The sequence below is a fragment of the Mycolicibacterium hippocampi genome, assembly GCF_010723735.1.
GTDB lineage: Bacteria > Actinomycetota > Actinomycetes > Mycobacteriales > Mycobacteriaceae > Mycobacterium > Mycobacterium hippocampi.
Map to the genome: position 1 here is coordinate 246,419 of NZ_BLLB01000002.1, position 18,830 is coordinate 265,248.

Genomic DNA, 18,830 nt, shown 5'->3' on the forward strand with positions numbered 1-18,830 from the left:
CCCGTCGCTACGCTCGCCCCGGCCTACCGCGCTCCGCGCACCAGCCGACCCGGACGCGCTCCGGTATCCGCACCGTGGCGACGCGTCACCACTCCGCTGACGACTGTGGCGTCATAGCCGGATGCCCCCTGAACCAACCGGTGGCCGCCCGCGGGCAGGTCGTAGGCCATCCGCGGGGCGTGCAGCGTGAGCGCATCCATGTCGATCACGTTCACGTCGGCCTTCTTGCCGACGCTGATGACACCGCGGTCGGTCAGTCCGAACAGCTGCGCGGTGTCATGCGCCTGCTTGCGGATGACGTACTCGAGTGGCAGCGTCGCACCGCGATGACGATCCCGCGCCCAGTGGGTCAGCAGGAATGTCGGATACGACGCATCGCAGATCATGCTGCAGTGCGCACCCCCGTCGGACAGGCCCATCACACCGGCGGGGTGGGTGATCATCTCGCGGATTGCGTCGTGGTTTCCGTTGGAGTAGTTGAACATCGGGAACATCAGCATGTTGCCGGCGTCGGCCTCCAGCATCAGGTCGTACATCGCCGCCAGCGGATCCTGGCCACGCTCACGCGCGATCGCGGCCACGGTGTCCTCGTCGGTGGGCTCGTAGTTGGGCGGCTCGCCGAGGTAGTACAACCGCTCTGTCACGTTCTGAGCCAGGGCGAACATGCCGTCGAACAGCTTGGTCGGATCGATGGGCAGATCATCCTCGGCCAGGATCGAGGCCCGGACCGCGGGTTCGGCCAACCGTGCGGCGAGTTCTTCACGGGTGCACTCGGCCTTCAGCCGCCGATACGTCGGGCGGTGAGTGAAGGCGTGGTGACCGGGGAAGCCGAGCAGCATGCCGAACGGGCGCGCAGCGATCTGCGGGTGCAGCCGGCTACCCGCCTCGTGTGCGGCCGCCGAGATGTCGAGTTGTTCGCGCCACAGATTCGGGTCGGCGTCGACCTGGATCAGCGCGAAGCTCAACGCGCAGTCGATCTCGGCGCCGAGCCGTTGCATCCACTCCAGTTCCTTCTTCGGGGCGACGATGTCCTCCCCCGCCGCCCCCTGCGGGGCGAGCTCGAACACGCCGGCGCCACCGGCGGCCATCGCGTGGCCGAGGGCGAACAGTTCGTCTTCGGCGGCATACGTCCCGGGCACGGGTTCACCGTCCATGGCACGGTGCGCGATGGTGCGCGACGACGAGAAGCCCAGTGCGCCCGCCTCGGCGGCTTCGCGGACCAACCGGCTCATCGCCGCGATGTCGTCGGCGTTCGCGGGTTCATTGCGGGCGCCGCGCTCCCCCATCGCGTACGCGCGCACCGTGCCGTGCGCGATCTGGCTGCCGAAGTCGACGGCCAGCTCCCGCTTGCCGATCACGTCGAGGTACTCCGCGTAGCTCTCCCAGCCCCACGTGATGCCCTCGGTCAGCGCCGTCCCCGGGATGTCCTCGACGCCCTCCATCAGCGCGATCAGCCATTCCTCGCTGCCCGGCCGCACCGGCGCGAAACCGACGCCGCAGTTGCCGGCCACGACAGTCGTCACCCCGTGATTACTGGACGGTTCCAGCACGCTGTCCCAACTGACCTGCCCGTCATAGTGGGTATGGATGTCCACGAAGCCCGGCGCCACGATCTTGCCGGTCGCATCGATCGTCTCGGCTGCGTCGCCCTCAAGCGGCGCGTCGCCCGGCCCACGTCGACGGACCTCGACGATCTTGCCGTCCTTCACTGCCACGTCGGCGGTGAATCGGTCCGCGCCGGTGCCGTCCACCACGGTCCCACCGGTGATCTTCAGGTCAAACACGATTTCCTCCTCGAGCGCCAGCCGACTTCTTTCGTGAATGTAACACCGTTACAGAGGTGAATGTAATAGCGTTTGCGAAGCGAATTCTCCGAAGGACGAGTCATGACGCACACCGCGCAACCCAGCCTGCATCCTCGCTCTGAGCGTGAGGATGCCATCGGTATACCGCCGCAGCGTCCGACCCTGGTTCCGGCGGAGCGCTACCACTGCGCCGAGTTCGCCAAGCTGGAAGCCGAACGGGTGTGGCCCAGGGTCTGGCAGTTCGCCTGCACTGTCGACCATGTCGCCGAGCCGGGTGACTACTTCGAATACCGTTGCGGGCCATACTCCGTGTTGGTCGTCCGCGGGGACGACGGTGAGTTGCGCGCGTTCCAGAACGTCTGCCGTCACCGCGGCAACAGCCTGTGCACGGGCGCCGGGTCACAGCTGCGCGAACTCCGGTGCGGGTATCACGGCTGGACATGGGACCTGCAGGGCTCGTTGCGGCGGGTGCCGCACCGCAAGGGTTTCGGCGCGCTCGCCCTCAGCGAGTTCCCACTCCTCGCGGTGCAGGTCGACACGTGGGAGCGGCTCGTGTTCGTCAACCTCGACGTCACCGCGATGCCGCTGCGCGACTACCTCGAGACGGTGCCGGACGACATCGCGTGGAACCGGCTGAGCGAATTCCGTTGCTACGCCACGATGACCATCGATGTCGACGCGAACTGGAAGACGATCGCGGACGGGTTCAGCGAGACGTACCACATCCAGATGTTGCATCCCGAACTTCACCGGTGCATGGACGACGTTTTTGCACCGCAGACCATTTGGGGACACACAGGCAAATCCGAGCAGCTCTACGGCGTGCCCAGCCCACACCTCGAGGAGAGCGTGGACGACGCCGCGGTATGGGACGCCTACGTGTGCACACAGGGCGCGCTGATGGGCGTCGCCGAGGGGGCGCCGTTTCCGGAGCACACCCCTGCGGCATCAGCCTCCGAGGCGATCGCCGGCCGGACGAGAACCTTCGCCTCCGAACGGGGCGTCGACCTGGCGTGGGCCACTGACGATCAGATCATGCGGCTACACCAGTACAACGTGTTCCCCAACCTGTCCGTGCTGACCAACGCCGACCACCTCACGGTGCTGACCTCCCGTCCAGGAAGCGATCCCGACCGGGGCGAACTGGTGATGACTCTGTGGATGAGGATGCCCCCCGGCGCACCGCGGACGAAGCCTGCAGACGTCCGACTCAACGCCGACGAGGCACACCCCGGTCTGGTCCTGAGCCAGGACATCGCAGTGCTGCCCGGGCTTCAGCGTGGATTGCACCAGCCCGGGTTGACGCACGTCGTGCTGTCGAACGAGGAGCGCCGCATCATCAACATGCACCGCAACCTCGAACGCTATCTGGATGTGCCGGAAGCGGAGCGAATGACCGGGGGTGAGACCGAGGGTGCCCCCGCGTAACAAGCCCGCCGGCGATCCGGGCGTCACCGCGGAACTCATCCTGCAGACCGCAGCCCGGCTGATCGAGATCGACGGCGTCAAGGCGCTCACCATGCGCAACCTCGCCGAGCGGCTGGGCGTCGCGGTCACCTCCATCTACTGGCACATCGGCGGCCGGGACCAACTCCTGGACAACCTCGTCGAACACCTGCTCGGCGAACTGGCGACATTGCCGGTCGAGGGTGGCGATCCCGTCGAACGCATTGCCTCACTTGCCCGTTCGCAACGCAGGGTGCTCATCGAACGGCAACATCTCCTCGGCATCGCCCACGAGCGCGACCGCACCCCGCAACTGTTCCTCCCCATCCAACGGGCACTGGCGGCGCAACTGGCAGAACTCGGAGTGACCGGAACCGACGCCGCGCTCATCCTGCGTGCGATCCAGGTGCACGTCATCTCGTCGGCGGTGATGCAGTTCTCCGCAGTGCGCGGAGCCAAGCACGACGAAGAAGACCCCTCACTCTGGGCGAACGCCTGGCCCGACCAGGCCCTCGTCGAAGCCCTCCAGGCCCCCACCGACTACGACGCGGTCTTCGAGTACGGACTCGACGCGTTACTGGCAGGCTTGCGCCGGCCAGCGTGAGGCCTCACAGCAAGGCATCCAAGGCGCTGTTGCTGGCCAGGTCGCGGTAGGCGGTGGCCAGTCTGATCTGGTTGGCGACGTTGATCTCCCAGCCGTAGTTCTCCAGCGGCGTCGTCAGCCAGCCGATGTAGAAGCACCACGCTGCTGCAAGCCGATGCTCGTGGTGGAGCTGCTCGACCGAAGGTGCTTCGGTGACGCCGGCTTCGACGAGGCGCTGTCGGTAGTACGCGATCAGATCCTCCTCATGGCGACGACGATCACTCACCGACAAGGCGGTGATGATGAGATAGCTGACGTCGTGCATGCAGTATCCGCGGGCGGTGAGTTGCCAGTCCAGCAGACCGCGCCGGCCGTCGGGCAGGGAGAACGTATTTCCGACGTGGCAGTCGCCATGGACCAGCGTGGTGGGGAGCGTCGCTTGGTGCCGCTGGGCTGCGGTGACCTTCTGGAGTAGTGATCGGGTCGTCTCACTGACCGATTCGACCAGTTCACGTTTGAACTGATGGGTCTGCACCTCCCAGTCGATCAGCGCCGGAACCCCACCTTGGTGGGTGAACAGGTCGTGGATCGGGCCGCTGGTGTGCGGCAGCACCCAGGCGAGGTCGGCGTCGAATCGTGGCGATTGCCAATAACGCCCGTGCAGAGCGGCGAGCTGGTCGAGCAGGACCTTCACACCGGAGGCGTCAACGGGTGTCAGCACGTTGGGGAACTCCGCTTCTCGGACCCGCAGGTCCTCCATCGCGAGGCCGAAAGAGCTCAGCGCCTTGTCGCGCATCACCCCGACGCATCGTGGCAGCACGACCGGCAGTTCGTCGGCGAGCCGCGCGTAGACGTTCACCTCGTTGTCGTACAGCGGGATGTCACCGAAACCCGGGCGGGCAACCTTGATCGTCAGACGTCGCGGCAGATTCTCCGAACCCTGACACGCGTAGTCGACATCGACGTCGACGGTGATCCGCCGCGCCGTGGAAACCCGCTGTTCACCGTCGGTGGACAGCGCGGCGTCGACAACATCAACCGCATCGACCGTCGCCTCGGGATATTTCGTCCGAATCAGCTCCTGCACTACTTCGGTGTCAAAGCCCGCCGGGTTCAACGGGATTGCGTGCTGAGCCATCGAGAATCCTCGCCATCGAAGTTCGTGGTGAGCGACACGTTAGAGCATTGGGCCTCACCCGGTGCATCAGCCACTACGAACGGCGCGGTGGCCGAGCTGTGACCGCCGGGCTCACATGGTGACAATCGACATGTGCAACTACCCGTCATGCCTCCGGTGTCGCCGATGCTCTCGAAATCGGTACCGGCCATCCCGCCGGGCGCTTCCTACGAGCCGAAGTGGGACGGGTTCCGATCCATCCTGTTCCGTGACGGCGACGAGGTCGAACTGGGCAGCCGCAACGAGCGGCCCCTGACCCGGTACTTCCCGGAGCTCGTCGCGGCGGCAAGAGCCGAGCTCCCCGAGCGGTGTGTGCTCGACGGCGAGATCGTGATCGCCACCGACGCCGGGCTCGACTTCGAAGCGTTGCAGCTGCGGTTGCATCCTGCCGCGTCGCGGGTGCACCTGCTCGCCGAGCAGACCCCGGCCGCGTTCATCGTCTTCGACCTGCTGGCGCTGGGCGAGCACGACTACACCGAGCGGCCGTTCACCGAGCGGCGAGCGGCGTTGGTCGACTCGATGGCCGGGTCCGGCCCGACATTCCACATCACACCGGCGACCACCGACGCCGCCACCGCGCAACGGTGGTTCGACGAGTTCGAGGGTGCCGGACTGGACGGAGTGATCGCCAAACCGCTCGACGGGCGGTACCTGCCGGACAAGCGGGTGATGTTCAAGATCAAGCACACGCGCACCGCCGACTGCGTGGTGGCGGGATACCGGCTGCACAAGTCGGGTGACGATGCGGTCGGCTCGCTGCTGTTGGGGCTGTACCAGGACGGCGGCACCCTGGCGTCGGTCGGAGTCATCGGTGCGTTCCCGATGGCGAGGCGCCGTGACCTGTTCTCCGAGCTGCAGCCGCTGGTCACGACCTTCGACGACCACCCGTGGAACTGGGCGGCGCACATCGCTGCCAACCCCGACGCCCGCAGGTACGGGGGTGGGTCCCGGTGGAATGCCGGCAAGGACCTGTCGTTCGTGCCGCTGCGACCCGAGCGGGTGGTCGAGGTGCGCTACGACCACATGGAAGGCGAGAGGTTCAGGCACACCGCCCAGTTCAACCGGTGGCGCCCGGACCGCGATCCGCGGTCGTGCACTTACGAGCAGCTCGAACGACCGGTGACGTTCCGCCTCGGTGACATCGTTCCGGGACTCGGCTGACCCCGGGCAAACCTGTTCCCTTCGAGTGCCACCGGTGTGATACTGGTTGAGGCATCAACGGCAGGGACCATCGTGAACCTGGGCGAACAACGCAAGGCGGGCCGGGCTGAACTCTGGATGCCGGCGGCGCTGCTGACCCTGGCCGCCGTCGGCTGGTGGTGGTCGGTAGTCAGCGCTGGCGACATGGACACCGGCGGCATGTCCATGCAGCCGATGCCGACGATGTCGTTCACGGCGTTCCTGATCGCCTGGGTGGCGATGATGGCGGCGATGATGTTCCCCGCCGTTGTCCCCGTTGTCCGGCTCTATGCCCGCGCGGCCGCCAACGACCAAGTGGCACCCGTAGGGGTCTTCGTCATGGGGTACATCGCGCTGTGGGCCCTTGTGGGCATTCCCGCGTACTTCGCGTGGCGAGACTTGGAAGCACCGCTGATGCAGGGCAGCCCGTGGGTGGGGCGAGTTGCCGGCACGGTGGCCATCGTCGCAGGCCTGTACCAGCTCACGCCGCTGAAGTCGGTGTGTCTGCGGCACTGTCGATCGCCCATGTCGTTCTTCCTGCGCCATGGCAAGCATCTCGACCGTCCGGGACGGGCATTTGCGGCCGGCGCCCACCACGGCCTGTTCTGCGTCGGTTGCTGCTGGATGTTGATGGCTGTGCTGATCGCCTTCGGCACAATGCAATTGGTGTGGATGCTGGTTCTCGCGGTGGCCATCGTGCTGGAGAAGATCGCGCCGTTCGGTGAGCAGCTCGCCCGAGCGTCGGGGGCGGCCCTTCTCGTTCTGGGGGTGGTACTGCTGGCGCAACCCGCGTTCGTGACCCGTCTCATCTGACTGGAGAATGAAATGACAACAACAGAACAACGCACGCGGTGGCAGCTGAAGGGGCGCGGATATGAATTCTGCAACTGCGCACCCGGTTGCGGATGCAATTTCCACGGGTTTCCGACTTCGCCGGACGGCAGCTGCAGGGCGATGGTCGGCAACCACATCCTGGAGGGGTCATGCGGCGACGTCGATCTCTCCGGGGTCAAAGCGATCGCAGTGATCGACTGGCCGAAAGCGATTCACGAGGGAGACGGCAAGGCAGTGTTCATCGTCGAGCCGGATACCACCGACGAGCAGGTCGCGAGTCTGTCTCAGATCTACACCGGGCAGCTCGGTGGGGACCCGTGGGGAATTCTCGGCACGACATTTGAGGTCGTCGGGCTGGCCAAAGCTCCGATCAGCTTCGAGGGCACCGGAATTCAGACCACGATGACGGCCGAGGGCTACGGCCGCGCCACCGGTGACACCTTCAAGAACCCGGTGACGGGCGAGTCCCACCAGGCTCACATCGTGCTGCCCGACGGCTTCATCTGGACCAAGGGTGAGTGTGGGATCGGGTCTTTCGAGGTCGAGGCCGAGGGTCTCCGGCTCGGTTTCACGGACACGAACTGGATCCTGTACGACTTCGACTGGTCCAACAACTGACCGCACGCCGCCAAGTTCAACCGGCGCCGCCATGTATAGCTTTCGCCGGAAGTGGGTACGCGGCGTCGATGCAGCAGGAGTCGACCGGCCCTCACCGACAGGGCGAATTCGCTGCACCCCGTTGTGGCTGTCCGTTAGCGTCTGAAGACTGATGGGCTTCTTCGACTTCGTTCTCGATCGCTGGGCGGTGTTGTCCTTTCTGGCGTATCAGCACATGAGCCTCGTCGTGCAGACGCTGTTGGCCGCGACCGTGCTGGCCCTGCTCGTCGGCGTCGCGATCTACCGCTCCCCGTGGGGCTCGACCGCAGGAAACACGATCACCGCAGTCGGGCTGACGATCCCGTCGTACGCCCTGCTCGGCGTCCTTGTCGGAATCGTCGGCATCGGGGTGCTGCCGTCGGTGATCATGCTGGTGTTCTTCGGTTTCTTCCCGATCCTGCGCAACGTCGTCGTCGGCCTCAACGGGGTGGACAAGACGCTGGTCGAATCCGCCCGCGGCATGGGCATGAACCGGCTCACCACGCTCGTCCGGCTGGAACTGCCGCTGGCCTGGCCGGTGATCATGACCGGCGTCCGGGTGTCGGCACAGATGCTGATGGGCATCGCCGCGATCGCGGCGTTCGCGCTGGGCCCCGGCCTCGGCGGCTACATCTTCTCGGGCATCTCCAGGACGGGCGGGGCCAACGCCACGAACTCCATCGTCGCCGGCACCGTCGGCATCCTGATCCTCGCGGTACTCCTCGACACCGTGCTCAACGTCCTCACCCGACTCACCACCCCAAGGGGGATCCGTGTCTGACTCGGCAACAAAGGAGTCGTCCTCCACCGCTCCCCGCTCGGTCGGCGGCGCCCGAATCCTGCTCGACGGCGTGACCAAGCTGTACCCGGGACAATCGGTTCCCGCCGTGGACAACGTCACCCTGGAGATCCCGGCCGGTGAGATCGTGATGCTGGTCGGGCCGTCGGGTTGCGGCAAGACCACCACGATGAAGATGATCAACCGGCTCATCGAACCGACGTCCGGCCGCATCCTGATCGGCGACGACGACGTCACCCAGCGCAACCCCGACGAGTTGCGGCGCCACATCGGCTACGTCATCCAGGGCGCCGGACTGTTCCCCCACCTGACGGTCGGCGACAACATCGCGATCGTCCCCCGCCTTCTCAAGTGGGACAAGAAGCGCACCGCTGAGCGGGTGGACGAGCTGCTCGACCTCGTGAGCCTCGAGCCCGGCAAGTACCGGGACCGCTATCCACGGGAGCTGTCCGGCGGCCAGCAGCAACGGATCGGCGTCGCCCGCGCGCTCGCCGCCGACCCGCCGGTGCTGCTCATGGACGAACCGTTCGGTGCGGTCGACCCGATCACCCGGCAGCGCCTGCAGGACGAGCTGCTGAGACTGCAGGACGAGCTACGCAAGACCATCGTGTTCGTGACCCACGATTTCGACGAGGCGGTCAAGCTCGGCGACCGCATCGCGATCCTGCAGGTCGGATCGAAGATCGTGCAGTACGAAACCCCCGAACAGATCCTCGCCCACCCCGCCGACGACTTCGTCAGCGATTTTGTCGGCCACGGCGCGGCGCTCAAGCAACTCACCCTCACCAGGGTCCGCGACGTGGAACTCCACGAAGCAGCGGTCGCGCACGTCGGTGACGATCCCACCGCTGCGGTCAGGGCCGCCAGGGACCTCGATCGAGAGCATGTCATCGTGCTCGACGCCCATGACCGGCCGCAGCGGTGGTTGTCGATCCCCGAACTGCAGGAACCGAATTCGCTCTCGCAGGTGACCCTCGACGAGAACCTCGAGTCCGTCAGCCTCGCGTCCACTCTCAATGACGCTCTCGACGAGATGCTGACTTCCTCCCACGGCGTCGTCGTCGTGACGGGACGTCGCAACATCTACCGGGGCGTGATCCGGATCGAGACCCTCATGGGAGCGATGGCCGGTCTGCAGAGCTCCGCCCGATCCCCGGAGCCCCTGCCGTGACAGCAGCAGTCCCGGCGCTGGCCGCCGGCGGTGAAGGCGGTCCGGAAGCATCGGGCGGCAGGCGAGGCGGTGTCGCCCGCTGGGTTGTCCAGCCGCTGGCGTGTGTTCTCGCGGTGGTCGGTTCGCTGGTCTACGTCCACGTCGCCGACGTGTCCGATTCCGAACAGCGCTCTCTCGGGATCCCGAACCTGCTGACGCTGCTGCGCGAGCACATGACGATCAGCCTGGCGGCCACCGTGCTGACGTGCCTGATCGCCATACCGATCGGCATCATGCTGACCCGCGGCCCGATGCGTCGCTACTCCAAGCCGGTCATCACCGTCGCCGGGTTCGGCCAGGCCGCACCCGCCATCGGCTTGATCGCCCTCGGCGCGGTGCTGTTCGGGATCGGACAGATGGGCGCCATCGTCGCGCTGACGGTGTACGGCGCGATGCCGATCATCGCCAACACCGTGACCGGCCTCGACGGTGTCGACCCGCGCCTGGTCGAAGCCGCCCGCGGGATGGGGATGTCCTCGTTCGCCACCCTGGTCCGCGTCGAACTGCCTCTGGCCCTCGCCGTGATCGTGGCCGGGGTGCGCACCGCCCTGGTGCTCATCGTCGGCACCGCCGCCCTGGCGTCGTTCACCGGCGGCGGCGGGCTCGGGCAGCTGATCACCACGGGAATCAAGCTGCAGCAGAACGTGACCCTGGTGGTCGGGGCCATCCTCGTCGCGGCGCTGGCCCTGTTCATCGACTGGTTGGCTCGTGTCGTCGAGATCGTCGCCGCTCCCAAGGGACTCTGATGCGCAACACCGCCCCCGCCGTCGTCTGGACCAGAATCGTTGCCGCCGTAGCCTGTCTGGTCCTGGTTTCCGGATGCGGACTGCGTTCGGCCAGCGGCGCGGTGCTGGCGGCGGACCCGGGGACCATCCAGCACTACGAGTCACTCGAAGGTGTGCCGATCACCGTCGCGGCGAAAGACTTCACCGAGCAATTGATCCTGGGCAACATGCTCTCGACCATTCTCAGCACCGCCGGAGCCGACGTCACCAACCTGACCAACACGCCCGGCAGCTTCGGGGTGCGCCAGGCCATGCTCAACGGTGACGCCGACATCTCGCCGGAGTACACCGGGACCGGATGGATCAACTACCTGGGCAACGAGGAGCCGATCAAGGACGAGATCGCCCAGTGGCAAGCGGTCGACGAGGCGGATCAGGCCAACGGGCTGACCTGGCTTCCGCCGGCGCCGATGAACAACACCTACGCGTTCGCGATCCGCGAAGACGCCGCCGAGCGACTCGGGGTCACCAAGCTCTCCGATCTGACAAATCTCGACAGATCAGAGCTGACGTTCTGCGTGGAGAGCGAATTCGCAAGCCGTAACGACGGTTTCGTACCGATGCTGCGGACCTACGGACTCACCCGGGACGACCTCGGTGGCGTCACGACCCTCGACACCGGCGTCATCTACACCGCGACTGCCGACGGGGTCTGCAACTTCGGCGAGGTGTTCACCACCGACGGTCGCATCCCCGCGTTGAACCTGCGGGTCCTCGAGGACGACAAGACGTTCTTCCCGCTGTACAACCTCACCGAGGTCGTCGACTCCGACCTGCTGGCCGCACATCCCGAGCTGATCGAGATCTTCGGCAAACTCAACCCGAAACTCACCAACGAGACCATGCTCGAGCTGAACGCAAAGGTCGACAACGACGGTGACGACCCGGCGCTGGTGGCCCGCGACTGGCTGCTCGAGCAGGGCCTGGTGACGTAGGGACCAAGCACCGCTTGACGTCGACAATCGTCGCGGGTGCAGCCTACCTTTGGCAGGCCTGGGGCCAGTGCCTAAGTTGCTGCCAAAGAGGAATGACTCGACGACCTACGGGTTGTAGCTAGCATGGACCTCGGAATCAGCGTGCCCATCCTCGACATCGACGGCGGCACCACTGCCATCGGACCTGAACTCGCCAGAGTGGGCGGGGCCGCCGAGGAGGCGGGCGCCACCTCCCTGTGGTTCATGGACCACTTTTTCCAGATCGAGCCGACCGGGCTGCCCGCCGAGGCCAACATGCTGGACGGGTACACGCTGCTGGGTTACCTGGCCGGGCACACGTCGACAATCGACCTCGGGCTTCTCGTCACCGGGGTCACCTATCGCCACCCCGGCCTGCTCGCCAAGATCGTCACGACGGTGGACGTGCTGTCCGGCGGCCGGGCTGTGCTCGGCATCGGCGCAGCTTGGTTCGAGCGGGAGCATCTGGGCCTCGGCGTGTCGTATCCGCCGCTCGCCGAACGGTTCGAACGCCTCGAAGAGACCCTGCAGATCTGCGCCCAGATGTGGGATCCGGACAACAACGGCGCGTTCGTAGGCAAGCACTATCACCTGCAGGAGACGCTGTGTAATCCGCAGCCGATCAACCGGCCGAAAGTGCTGATCGGCGGCAGTGGCGAGCGCAAGACGCTGCGGCTGGTCGCCCAGTACGGCGACGCGTGCAACCTGTTCGGCACTTCTCCCGACGAGGTGGCCCACAAGTTGAGGGTGCTGCGGGGGCACTGCGATGACGTGGCACGCGACTACGACACCATTCGCAAGACCATCATGATCAACGACCTCAGCCCGGGACCCGAGACGCGCGACGATTTCGTCCGCACCATGGGCGAATACGCGAAGCTCGGCATCGATGACGTCATCGTCTTTCCGCCCACCGGCTCGCCGGCGAAGTGGATCGACAGCATCGCCCCGGCGGTGAAGCAGCTCGCCGAGATCGGCTGAGGGCTCCCTCTCGCGAGCAGACACAAACTCGCACGGTTTCAGCCGAATCCATGCGAGTTTGTGTCTGCTCACGACAAGCCCTTGACCTCAACAATTGTTGAGGTTGCAGCCTGGGTTCATGAAACACGTACTCACCGATCTCCACGAAACCCGCACAGATTCCCCGTTCCCCGGCCTGACCACCCACGCCTACCTGTGGACCGGGCCCAACGTGCTCTTCTACTCCGTGGCCACCGACTCCGAGTTCGACGAACTCGCCGAGCTCGGCGGTGTCACCGATCAGTATCTGTCGCACCGCGACGAAGCCGGTCCGATACTGAAAGCCATTGCCCAACACTTCGGTTCGGCACTGCACGCGCCCGAGGCAGAACTTTCCGACATCACCGAGCACTCGCACGTCGACGTCCCGCTGAGTAGCCGGCACACCGATGACAACGGCGTCGAGGTCATCCCCACGCCCGGACACTCGCCGGGCAGCACCTGCTACCTGGTGAACGGCGCAGATGGCCGGTATCTGTTCACCGGCGACACCCTGCTCCGCAATCCGGAGGGCAGTTGGTGGGCCGGTTACATCGAGGGCATCAGCGACGCGGAGCGGATGGCGGACAGCCTGCACCTGCTCGCCGAGCTGGAACCCGATGTGGTGATTTCCAGTGCCTTTCAGGGTAATTCGGCGGTCCACCGGATCGAGCCGGGCCTTTGGCGGGATCACGTCGCACATGCGCTGAACGGACTGCCGACCCGTTCGGCGAATTCCCGCCGCCGCTGACCCTGAGGAAGTCGCCCGCAAACTCGATGTGCTGCGCCGGCACTGCGACGACCTCGGCCGCGACTGCGACGGCATCCGCAAGACCGTGATTGGTCCACAACCCCGATTCCGAAGTGAACCCCGACGATCGGTGCTCCGGCAGCCTGGATCGATGCGATGTCACGGGCGGTCCCCGAGCTGGCCGAACTCGGCTAGCTGTACCGCATCCACGACCGGTCGGTGAGGTACCGCTCGGCGAGCTCCACCGTTTTGGGCGCGAACCCGTCGGTGAAGGCGATCGCCGCGTCGGCATCGGCGTGCGACGCCACCCACGCCGTCAACATCAGCCGCCGCAGCATGACGAACGTCGCGATCATGTCCAGATGGTCCGCGGGGATGGCCCGCACCTCGCGATAGCCGCGCAGCCAGTCGGCGATCATGTGTTCGGCCTCCGGGGTGTGCTCGATGAACGACACCACCGCACCCAGGTCGGCGAGGTACCACGACCAGCCACAGTCGTCGAAGTCGATGACGGTGATGCCGGCCGGCCCACCCGGGTTGATCATCAGGTTCGCCATCCGCAGATCGGCGTGGATCAACCCGAACCGGCCGGGCTCGTGCCCGAACTCCGTCAACGACGTCGCGACCTGCGCCGCCGCCCGCTCGACGGTCGCCGACCCGTCGGGGGTCAGCCCGGGAGCCTCCCGCCAGTTGCCCCACCGGGCAGCCGGCCCCAGGGTGGCCTCCACATCCCACCGGAACCGGCTGAAGTACTCCGGCACGGTCCAGCTCTGGACGTGCGAGTGCATGTGCGCGCACAACCGACCCAGCTCGTCGAAGCCGACGGCCTCCGGCCGCTCCTCGGCGGTACAGCCCTCGATGAACGTCACCGCGTCGACGTGCAGCATGTGGTCAGCGACAACCGCGGCCACCACGTCGCGGCCGTCGCGGGCCGGGATCAACTCCGGCGTGACCACCGGCGTGTCGGAGCGCAACGCGGCCATCCAGCTGAGCTCGGACCGGATGCCGTCCAGCGAGTGGTAGCCGGGCCGGTGCACCCGCAGCACCATCGGCTCGTCGTCGGTCACCAGGTAGGTGGCGTTCTCCGACAGGCTGAGCAGGCACAACGCCGAATCCGGATCCCGCCCGTAGGCGGGCAGCGCAGCGCGCGCGTAGCTCTCGTGATCGGGCGGCAGTCCGGACATCCCCACAATTCTGACGGAGGACCCCCGATGCAGCAGACTGAGGTGCGATGGGTTTCTCGAACATCATGGATTCGAACAGTTACCGGGGACAGCCGTCCGCCGGTGACACCGAGCCGCTGATCGCCGCGCGGGAACGACTGCTCGGCCCGGCGAACCGGCTGTTCTACGAGCGGCCGGTGCACATCGTGCGTGGCCGGGGCGCGCATCTGTACGACGCAGACGGCCTCGAGTACCTCGACGCCTACAACAACGTCGTCAGCGTCGGCCACTGTGAGCCTCGCGTCGTCGACGCCGTGACCCGCCAGATGTCCACGCTGAACACCCACACCCGCTACCTGCACCAGGGGATCCTGGACTATTCCGAGCGGCTGCTGGCCGGCATGCCCGACGCAATCGACCAGGTGATGTACGCCTGCACCGGTTCCGAGGCCAATGACCTGGCGTTGCGGGTCGCGCAGATGTACACCGGCGCCACCGGCGTCATCGTCACCACAGACGCCTACCACGGGAACACCGCGGCGGTCACCGCGATCTCGCCGTCACTGGGGGGTGCGGCAGCCCTCGGAGACCACGTCCGGGCAGTTCCGCCGCCGGACAGCTACCGGGTGCCCGCCGGCGATCTCGCCGGGCGCTTCGCCGCCGACGTGTCCCGGGCAGCCGAGGATCTGGTGGCGGCGGGGCACGGGGTGAGCTGCCTGGTCCTGGACACGATCTTCTCCTCCGACGGCGTGTACGCCACCCCGGATGTCCTGGGTCCGGCGGTCGAGGCGGTGCGCCGGTTCGGCGGCGTGTTCATCGCCGACGAGGTGCAGCCGGGTTTCGTCCGGACCGGCGAGGCGATGTGGGGCTTCGAGCGGCACCGGGTGGTTCCCGACCTCGTGACGATGGGCAAGCCGATGGGCAACGGGATGCCCGTTGCGGCGATGGCCGGCCGCTCCGAGGTGATCGCGCCGTTCGCGACGGGGGTGGCGTACTTCAACACCTTCGCCGGCAACCCGGTGTCGATGGCCGCGGCCACCGCGGTGCTCGACGTCATCGACGACGACGGGCTGCGCGACCATGCCCGGGAGGTCGGGGCGGGGCTGCGCGGCGAACTGGCCGGCATCCGCGACCCCCGCCTCGGGGATGTCCGCGGGGCGGGGCTCTACATCGGTGTGGAGATCGTCAGCGACCCGGACGCCAAGACCCCCGACCGCGCCGAGGCGATCCGTCTGGTCAATGCGCTGCGCGAGCAGCGGGTGCTGATCTCGGTGTGCGGCACGCAGGGCCACGTCCTCAAGATCCGGCCGCCGTTGGTGTTCTCGCGCAACGACGTGGACCGGTTCTGCTCGGCATTCGCCGACGCGCTGGCGCGGTGACGCGCCCACCGGGCGCGGGCAGGTTCGCGCCGAGCCCGTCAGCCGATCTGCACATCGGGAACCTGCGCACCGCCGTGCTCGCCTGGTTGTTCGCGCGGTCCACCGGGCGTCGCTTCCTGATGCGCGTCGAGGACCTCGACGACCGCACCCACACCGACATCGCCGACCGGCAGCTGGCCGACCTGGCCGCGCTCGGCCTCACCTGGGACGGACCGGCCACCCGGCAGACCGAGCATCCGGACCGCTACGACGTCGTCGTCGACACGCTGCGCCGGCGCGGGCTGCTGTTCGAATGTTATTGCACCCGAAAGGATATCGCTCAGGCGCCGCGAGCACCACACGCTCCCGAGGGGGCGTATCCGGGGACCTGCCGCGACCTCACCGACGCCGAGCGGCACACCCGAAGACGTCAGACCGGACGTCCCCCGGCCCTGCGGCTGCGCACCGACACGGGCGAGTTCACGGTGCATGATCTGCTGCACGGCGACTACACCGGCGCGGTCGACGACTTCGTGATCCGGCGCGGTGACGGGGTGCCCGCCTACAACCTGGCGGTGGTCGTCGACGACGCCGCCTCCGGGGTCGACCAGGTGGTGCGCGCGGACGACCTGCTGGCGTCCGCACCGCGGCAGGCCCACCTCGCCCGGCTGCTCGGCCACCCCGCGCCGACGTACGCCCATGTGCCGCTGGTGCTCAACGCCGCCGGCGCGCGGCTCGCCAAACGCGACGGTGCGGTGACCCTCGCCGAGATCGGCGTGCAGCGGGCGTTGCACCGGATCGGCGAATCGCTGGGCTACACGTCCCTGACGGTGGAGGGCATGCTGACCGAGTTCGAACCGCAGCGGTTACCCCGCGCACCGTGGGTATACCGTCCCGGATGAGCAGAATCCTTGCACGACGCGCCCTACTCGCGGTGCTGGCGCTGGTCGCCGTGCTCCTGACGGCCTGCGGGCCGGCGGCGAACAACAGCGACGAGCCGGTGCGGTCTGCGGGTGTGCTGCGGGTCGGTACCGAAGGCGTGTACGCACCGTTCAGCTATCACGACCCGGTCACCGGCCAGCTCACCGGCTATGACGTCGACGTGGCACGCGCGGTCGGTGAGCGGCTGGGCGTGCCCGTCGAGTTCGTCGAGACACCCTGGGACTCGATCTTCGCCGCGCTGGAGGCCAACCGCTTCGATGTGGTGGCCAACCAGGTCACCATCACCCCGGAACGACAACAGCTCTACGACCTCTCCGATCCCTACGCCATCGGCGAGGGGGTCATCGTCACCCGCGCCGACGACGACTCCATCACCTCCCTCGACGACCTGCGGGGCCGGACCGCAGCCCAGAGCACCACCAGCAACTGGGCCCAGGTGGCCCGCGACGCCGGCGCCCGGGTCGAAGCGGTGGAAGGACTCACCCAGGCGATGGCGCTGCTGAGCCAGGGCCGGGTCGACGTGGTGGTCAACGACAGTCTGTCGATCTACGCCTACCTCGCAGAGACCAACGACAGCGCCGTGAAGATCGCCGCCAACACCGGCGAGAAGAGCGAGCAGGGTTTCGCAGCCCGCAAGAACAGCGGCATGCTCCCCGAACTGAATCGGGCGATCGAGGAACTCAAGACCGACGGGACACTGGCGGAGATCTCGCAGAAGTACCTGCGAGCCAACGCCTCCGGCGGCCAGGAAGCGCCACAGGCGCAGCCCCGTTCGACTTGGCAACTGGTGCTCGACAACCTGTGGCCGCTGGCCAAGGCCGCGCTGACGATGACGATCCCGCTGACGATCATCAGCTTCATCATCGGCCTGGTGATCGCGTTGGCGGTGGCGCTGGCGCGGCTGTCGCCGAATGTGGTGCTGACCAACCTCGCGCGGTTCTACATCTCGGTGATCCGCGGCACCCCACTGCTGGTGCAGTTGTTCATCGTGTTCTTCGCGCTGCCTGAGTTCGGCGTCCGGATCGACCCGTTCCCGGCAGCGGTGATCGCGTTCTCGCTCAACGTCGGCGGATACGCCGCCGAGATCATCCGCTCGGCCATCCAGAGCATTCCGAAGGGGCAGTGGGAAGCCGCCGAGACGATCGGTCTGAACTACGCCGGGTCCTTGCGCCGCATCATCCTGCCGCAGGCCTCCCGAGTGGCGGTGCCACCACTGTCCAACACGCTCATCTCACTGGTCAAAGACACTTCGCTGGCGTCGACGATATTGGTCACCGAACTGCTCCGGCAGGCGCAGATCATCGCCGCGCCCACGTTCGAGTTCTTCGCGCTGTACGGCACGGCCGCGGTGTACTACTGGGTGATCTGCCTGGTGCTGTCGTTCAGCCAGAGTCGCATCGAAACCCGGCTGGAAAGGTATGTGGCGAAATGACTTCCGAGAACACCGCTGACAAAGACATCCTGGTCGCCGACGGCGTGCGCAAGGCGTTCGGGGACAACCAGGTCCTCGAAGACGTCTCCTTCACCGTGCCGCGCGGGACGGTGACGGCGATCATCGGACCGTCCGGCTCCGGCAAGACGACGCTGTTGCGCGCGCTCAACGCGCTGGACACCCCTGATTCCGGCGTCATCCGGATCGGAGATGTCCAGATCGACTTCGCCGAACCGGTGTCCAAGGACGAACTGCGGCGTTACCGGTCGCAGAGCGGCTTCGTGTTCCAGTCCCACAACCTGTTCCCGCACAAGACGGTGCTGCAGAACGTCACCGAGGGGCCGATCGTGGCGCAGAAGCGTCCCCGCGAGCAGGTGGAGGCCGAGGCCGCCGAGTTGTTGGGCAAGGTGGGGCTGTTGGACAAACGCGACCAGTACCCGTTCGAGCTCTCCGGCGGTCAGCAGCAGCGGGTCGGCATCGCCCGGGCGCTGGCGCTGCGGCCCAAGGTGGTGCTGTTCGACGAGCCGACGTCGGCACTGGATCCCGAGCTCGTCGGGGAGGTGCTCGCGGTGATCAAGGACCTCGCCGTCGAGGGTTGGACGTTGGTGATCGTGACCCATGAGATCCAGTTCGCCAGAGGGGTATCCGACCAGGTGCTGTTCACCGACCAGGGAGTGATACTGGAGCAGGGCCCGCCCGCGTCCGTCATCGGAGACCCCAGCCACGATCGCACCCGGCAGTTCCTGCAGCGGATCCTCAACCCGCTGTAGTACCGCCG

18 protein-coding genes are annotated in these 18,830 nt (G+C 66.8%); 15 read left to right on the forward strand and 3 right to left on the reverse strand.

Annotated features, from left to right (window positions below; all coding sequences use genetic code 11):
* Positions 1–23: 23 nt before the first annotated feature.
* Entirely contained in the window at positions 24–1,784 is a 1,761-nt protein-coding gene (locus G6N53_RS02105) for an N-acyl-D-amino-acid deacylase family protein (protein ID WP_163886698.1), read from the reverse strand.
* A 102-nt stretch (positions 1,785–1,886) separates the two neighbouring features.
* On the opposite strand from G6N53_RS02105, the gene G6N53_RS02110 reads away from it, so the two are divergent.
* Both G6N53_RS02110 and G6N53_RS02115 read left to right on the forward strand, forming a co-directional pair.
* On the forward strand, positions 1,887–3,233 hold the full coding sequence (locus tag G6N53_RS02110) for an aromatic ring-hydroxylating oxygenase subunit alpha (protein ID WP_163886700.1): 1,347 nt from the start codon (positions 1,887–1,889) through the stop codon (positions 3,231–3,233).
* Complete coding sequence (locus G6N53_RS02115) at positions 3,220–3,855, forward strand: TetR/AcrR family transcriptional regulator (protein ID WP_163886702.1); 636 nt, start codon at positions 3,220–3,222, stop codon at positions 3,853–3,855. The genes G6N53_RS02110 and G6N53_RS02115 overlap by 14 nt, the downstream gene beginning before the upstream one ends.
* A 4-nt stretch (positions 3,856–3,859) precedes the next feature.
* Here the strand turns inward: G6N53_RS02115 and G6N53_RS02120 are convergent, their stop codons facing one another.
* Positions 3,860–4,972 (reverse strand): phosphotransferase, encoded by a 1,113-nt coding sequence (locus G6N53_RS02120; protein WP_163886704.1) that lies wholly within the window; start codon positions 4,970–4,972, stop codon positions 3,860–3,862.
* A 132-nt stretch (positions 4,973–5,104) separates the two neighbouring features.
* On the opposite strand from G6N53_RS02120, the gene G6N53_RS02125 reads away from it, so the two are divergent.
* The 9 genes from G6N53_RS02125 to G6N53_RS02165 all read left to right on the forward strand — a co-directional run bounded on the left by G6N53_RS02125 (position 5,105) and on the right by G6N53_RS02165 (position 13,157).
* On the forward strand, positions 5,105–6,172 hold the full coding sequence (locus G6N53_RS02125) for an ATP-dependent DNA ligase (protein WP_205390253.1): 1,068 nt from the start codon (positions 5,105–5,107) through the stop codon (positions 6,170–6,172).
* Between the two features lie 72 nt (positions 6,173–6,244).
* Positions 6,245–7,003 carry a DUF2182 domain-containing protein gene (locus tag G6N53_RS02130; RefSeq protein WP_237166332.1) on the forward strand — a complete coding sequence of 253 codons (759 nt, stop codon included), beginning with the start codon at positions 6,245–6,247 and terminating at the stop codon, positions 7,001–7,003.
* A gap of 12 nt (positions 7,004–7,015) precedes the next feature.
* Positions 7,016–7,642, forward strand: coding sequence for a DUF1326 domain-containing protein (locus G6N53_RS02135; RefSeq protein ID WP_163886706.1), 627 nt, complete (start codon positions 7,016–7,018; stop codon positions 7,640–7,642).
* Between the two features lie 151 nt (positions 7,643–7,793).
* Positions 7,794–8,441 carry an ABC transporter permease gene (locus G6N53_RS02140; RefSeq protein ID WP_159229592.1) on the forward strand — a complete coding sequence of 216 codons (648 nt, stop codon included), beginning with the start codon at positions 7,794–7,796 and terminating at the stop codon, positions 8,439–8,441.
* Positions 8,434–9,630: an ABC transporter ATP-binding protein gene (locus tag G6N53_RS02145; protein ID WP_163886707.1), complete on the forward strand. Its 1,197-nt coding sequence runs from the start codon at positions 8,434–8,436 to the stop codon at positions 9,628–9,630. Before G6N53_RS02140 ends, G6N53_RS02145 begins: the two co-directional genes overlap by 8 nt.
* A gap of 17 nt (positions 9,631–9,647) precedes the next feature.
* Positions 9,648–10,415 (forward strand): ABC transporter permease, encoded by a 768-nt coding sequence (locus G6N53_RS02150; RefSeq protein WP_163895329.1) that lies wholly within the window; start codon positions 9,648–9,650, stop codon positions 10,413–10,415.
* Positions 10,415–11,389 carry a glycine betaine ABC transporter substrate-binding protein gene (locus G6N53_RS02155; protein ID WP_163886709.1) on the forward strand — a complete coding sequence of 325 codons (975 nt, stop codon included), beginning with the start codon at positions 10,415–10,417 and terminating at the stop codon, positions 11,387–11,389. The genes G6N53_RS02150 and G6N53_RS02155 overlap by 1 nt, the downstream gene beginning before the upstream one ends.
* A gap of 123 nt (positions 11,390–11,512) precedes the next feature.
* The gene (locus G6N53_RS02160; RefSeq protein ID WP_163886711.1) at positions 11,513–12,388 is read left to right on the forward strand and encodes an LLM class F420-dependent oxidoreductase; all 876 of its coding nucleotides are present in this window, start codon (positions 11,513–11,515) and stop codon (positions 12,386–12,388) included.
* A gap of 118 nt (positions 12,389–12,506) precedes the next feature.
* Complete coding sequence (locus G6N53_RS02165) at positions 12,507–13,157, forward strand: MBL fold metallo-hydrolase (RefSeq protein WP_163886713.1); 651 nt, start codon at positions 12,507–12,509, stop codon at positions 13,155–13,157.
* A gap of 191 nt (positions 13,158–13,348) precedes the next feature.
* On the opposite strand, the gene G6N53_RS02170 is transcribed toward G6N53_RS02165, so the two are convergent.
* Positions 13,349–14,341 carry a phosphotransferase enzyme family protein gene (locus G6N53_RS02170; protein WP_163886716.1) on the reverse strand — a complete coding sequence of 331 codons (993 nt, stop codon included), beginning with the start codon at positions 14,339–14,341 and terminating at the stop codon, positions 13,349–13,351.
* Between the two features lie 47 nt (positions 14,342–14,388).
* Between G6N53_RS02170 and G6N53_RS02175 the strand changes: the two genes are divergently transcribed.
* Genes G6N53_RS02175 through G6N53_RS02190 form a run of 4 tightly spaced genes read left to right on the forward strand, consistent with a single transcriptional unit; the run spans position 14,389 to position 18,822 of the window.
* Positions 14,389–15,699: an aspartate aminotransferase family protein gene (locus G6N53_RS02175; RefSeq protein WP_163886718.1), complete on the forward strand. Its 1,311-nt coding sequence runs from the start codon at positions 14,389–14,391 to the stop codon at positions 15,697–15,699.
* The gene (gene gluQRS / locus G6N53_RS02180; protein ID WP_163886720.1) at positions 15,696–16,580 is read left to right on the forward strand and encodes a tRNA glutamyl-Q(34) synthetase GluQRS; all 885 of its coding nucleotides are present in this window, start codon (positions 15,696–15,698) and stop codon (positions 16,578–16,580) included. The genes G6N53_RS02175 and gluQRS overlap by 4 nt, the downstream gene beginning before the upstream one ends.
* On the forward strand, positions 16,577–18,052 hold the full coding sequence (locus G6N53_RS02185) for an ABC transporter permease subunit (protein WP_163886721.1): 1,476 nt from the start codon (positions 16,577–16,579) through the stop codon (positions 18,050–18,052). The genes gluQRS and G6N53_RS02185 overlap by 4 nt, the downstream gene beginning before the upstream one ends.
* Positions 18,049–18,822, forward strand: a complete 774-nt coding sequence (locus G6N53_RS02190; RefSeq protein WP_163886723.1) for an amino acid ABC transporter ATP-binding protein — start codon at positions 18,049–18,051, stop codon at positions 18,820–18,822. Before G6N53_RS02185 ends, G6N53_RS02190 begins: the two co-directional genes overlap by 4 nt.
* Positions 18,823–18,830 lie beyond the last annotated feature (8 nt).

Coding starts and splice junctions, on each gene's coding strand:
- G6N53_RS02110 (WP_163886700.1), top strand. CDS start 1,887: ATGACGCACACCGCGCAACCCAGCCTGCATCCTCGCTCTGAGCGTGAG.
- G6N53_RS02120 (WP_163886704.1), bottom strand. CDS start 4,972: ATGGCTCAGCACGCAATCCCGTTGAACCCGGCGGGCTTTGACACCGAA.
- G6N53_RS02135 (WP_163886706.1), top strand. CDS start 7,016: ATGACAACAACAGAACAACGCACGCGGTGGCAGCTGAAGGGGCGCGGA.
- G6N53_RS02140 (WP_159229592.1), top strand. CDS start 7,794: ATGGGCTTCTTCGACTTCGTTCTCGATCGCTGGGCGGTGTTGTCCTTT.
- G6N53_RS02155 (WP_163886709.1), top strand. CDS start 10,415: ATGCGCAACACCGCCCCCGCCGTCGTCTGGACCAGAATCGTTGCCGCC.
- G6N53_RS02160 (WP_163886711.1), top strand. CDS start 11,513: ATGGACCTCGGAATCAGCGTGCCCATCCTCGACATCGACGGCGGCACC.
- G6N53_RS02165 (WP_163886713.1), top strand. CDS start 12,507: ATGAAACACGTACTCACCGATCTCCACGAAACCCGCACAGATTCCCCG.
- G6N53_RS02170 (WP_163886716.1), bottom strand. CDS start 14,341: ATGTCCGGACTGCCGCCCGATCACGAGAGCTACGCGCGCGCTGCGCTG.
- G6N53_RS02175 (WP_163886718.1), top strand. CDS start 14,389: ATGGGTTTCTCGAACATCATGGATTCGAACAGTTACCGGGGACAGCCG.
- G6N53_RS02185 (WP_163886721.1), top strand. CDS start 16,577: ATGAGCAGAATCCTTGCACGACGCGCCCTACTCGCGGTGCTGGCGCTG.
- G6N53_RS02190 (WP_163886723.1), top strand. CDS start 18,049: ATGACTTCCGAGAACACCGCTGACAAAGACATCCTGGTCGCCGACGGC.